Raw genomic sequence first — 2,412 nt, 5'->3', positions numbered from 1 at the left:
CTGCCGGTGATGCGCCGCGTTGCCTTCAGCTGCGCACCCGCCAACGCGCATGTGGAGGTCAAGGCCCTGGCCACGTATGTCACCGAGGCTCGCGGCGGCGACGGCGCCGTGCGCGAGTTCTGCGACCTGTTGATGGTGGCCAGTGGCCGTTACGCGGCCTTGCTGCAGGAGTACACCGCGTGATGGCTGCCAACGCCTCCCTGGGTCCTCCTGCGGCTGTGGTTCCGGCCTGGCGCAGCGCGCTGGACAGGGCGTCGCTGCTGTGGGAGCGCACCGCCATCTACATCCCGGTGTTGATGATGGGCGTGCTGGCGCTGGGCACTTACTGGCTGGTGAGAAACACGCCCGCCTCGCTGGCGCCGGAAGGCCAGAAAGCGGTCAGTGCCGAGCCGGACTACTATCTGCGCAAGTTCGGCATCAAGACCTTTGACGATGCGGGGCGACTCAAAAGCGATGTCTCGGGCGCCGAACTGCGCCACTACCCGGACACCGACACGCTCGAGATCGACCAGGCGCTGATCCGCAGCTACAGTCTCGAGGGCAGGTTGACGACCTCCACCGGCAACCGGGCACTGACCAATGCCGACGGCTCGGAAGTCCAGCTCATCGGCAATGCACGCGTGGTGCGCGAAGCGGCCGTGGATGCGGCTGGCCGTGAGATTCCGCGGCTTGAATTCCAGGGGGAGTTTCTGCACGTGTTTGTGAATGAGGAGCGTGCGAAGTCGCACCTGCCGGTGGTCATCACACGCGGCAACGACCAGTTTGCCGGCGATACTTTTGCCTATGACAACCTTGACCGGGTGGCTGACCTCAAGGGGCGCGTCAAAGGCGTGCTGGTGCCGCGCAAAGCCCCCGCGGGCGGCGCGCCCTGACGGCGGCCGGCGGTTGCCTTCAAAAATAGAGCCGGCCTGTTCAAGCCCGGCAGGAGTTTTCCATGTCCAGACTCGTTTTCATCACCGGCGCCTCCAGCGGCATTGGCCAGGCCCTGGCCCTGCGGTTTTTCCAGGCCGGCTACCGGCTGGCACTCGTGGCGCGCCGCACCGACGAGGTCGAATCATGGGCCCGTGCACACGGAATCAGCGCAGACAGCTATAAAATTTATAGCGCCGACGTGTCGAACAGCAGCAGCATTGTGGCGGCTGGGCGGGATTGCATTGCGGCCCAGGGCGTGCCGGATGTGGTGGTAGCCAACGCCGGCGTCAGCATCGGCATGGACACGGCGGTGCGGGGCGACCTGGAGGTGATGGCGCAGACGTTTGCCACCAACAACATCGGCCTGGCGGCGACTTTTCATCCTTTTGTGGATGCCATGGTGCAGCGGGGCTCGGGCGCGCTGGTGGGCATGGCGAGCGTGGCAGGGATTCGCGGCCTGCCTGGCCACGGTGCCTACTGTGCCAGCAAGGCGGCAGTGATCGCATACTGCGAGAGCCTGCGTGGCGAGCTGCGGCCTTCGGGCGTGAAGGTTGTGACCCTGTGTCCCGGCTACGTCGACACGCCGCTGACGCAGAAGAACCGCTACGCCATGCCGTTTCTGATGCAGCCAGAGGCGTTTGCCGCCAAGGCTTTCGCAGCCATTGAGGCAGGCGCCAGCTACCGCGTGATTCCCTGGCAGATGGGCGTGGTGGCCAAGCTGCTGCGCCTGTTGCCCAATGGCCTGTTTGACATGGCCCTGGCGGGCCGGCCGCGCAAACATCGGCAGCCGGAAAAGCCCTTGTGACGCTACAAAATCAATAGCTGCATGCGCCCACGTACCAAGGGCCATCATGCAAAAAGGCTTCAAAACCGAAGTCTTGAAGCCTTTTAAAGCTGTCTTCAGCCGAAGCTGAAGAGGCTGGGAATCAGGGCTTAGTAGCCGCCGCGTCCGCCGCCGGAGCCGCCGCCACCGTAGCCGCCGCCACCGGAACGGCCACCACCGCCGCCGCCGCCGTAGCCACCACCGCCGCCGCCACCACCGTAGCCGCCGCCACCACCGCTACCGCCGCCGAAGCCGCCACCGCCAGTGCGTGGAGGACGAGCTTCCATCGGACGGGCTTCGTTGACGACAACGCTGCGACCGCCCAGAGGCTGGCCGTTCATGCCGGCAATGGCTGCCTGGGCTTCGGCATCGCTGCCCATTTCCACAAAGCCAAAGCCTTTGGAGCGACCGGTGTCGCGCTCCATCATGACTTTAGCGCTGGTGACAGCGCCAAACTGGCCGAAAGATTGTTGCAGGTCTTCGTCGCGGACGGAATAAGGCAGATTGCCGACGTAAAGTTTGTTGCCCATGAAGGGACTCCTCTAAAACACAATAATAAAAGCGATGGAGTCCCGAAAGCACAACAAATCTTCAAACGTACCGCTGTAGCGCGCGAAACTGACCGATCACCTAACCTGTATGGATTTATACCCACACCCGTGCATTATGCGCCAGAT

General features: G+C 63.8%; 3 protein-coding genes and 1 pseudogene. 3 read left to right on the top strand and 1 reads right to left on the bottom strand.

The annotated features are described in order from the left end of the window. From PSV33_RS08190 to PSV33_RS08180, 3 genes and pseudogenes are all read left to right on the top strand, one after another. A pseudogene (locus PSV33_RS08190) lies at positions 1-183 on the top strand (3-deoxy-D-manno-octulosonate 8-phosphate phosphatase); the annotation flags it as partial. Then, positions 180-872, top strand: a complete 693-nt coding sequence (lptC, locus tag PSV33_RS08185; RefSeq protein WP_300560510.1) for an LPS export ABC transporter periplasmic protein LptC — start codon at positions 180-182, stop codon at positions 870-872. The pseudogene PSV33_RS08190 and the gene lptC, both read left to right, overlap by 4 nt. Before the next feature lie 62 nt (positions 873-934). After that, positions 935-1,717, top strand: a complete 783-nt coding sequence (locus PSV33_RS08180; protein ID WP_300560508.1) for an SDR family oxidoreductase — start codon at positions 935-937, stop codon at positions 1,715-1,717. 128 nt (positions 1,718-1,845) lie between these two features. Here the strand turns inward: PSV33_RS08180 and PSV33_RS08175 are convergent, their stop codons facing one another. Further along, positions 1,846-2,265, bottom strand: coding sequence for an RNA-binding protein (locus tag PSV33_RS08175; RefSeq protein WP_300515348.1), 420 nt, complete (start codon positions 2,263-2,265; stop codon positions 1,846-1,848). Positions 2,266-2,412 lie beyond the last annotated feature (147 nt).

Source organism: Polaromonas sp., assembly GCF_029945895.1.
In the GTDB taxonomy this organism is placed as follows: Bacteria; Pseudomonadota; Gammaproteobacteria; order Burkholderiales; family Burkholderiaceae_C; genus Polaromonas.
Note: the sequence above shows the minus strand (reverse complement) of the source record. Positions and strands in the feature narration are given on the sequence as shown.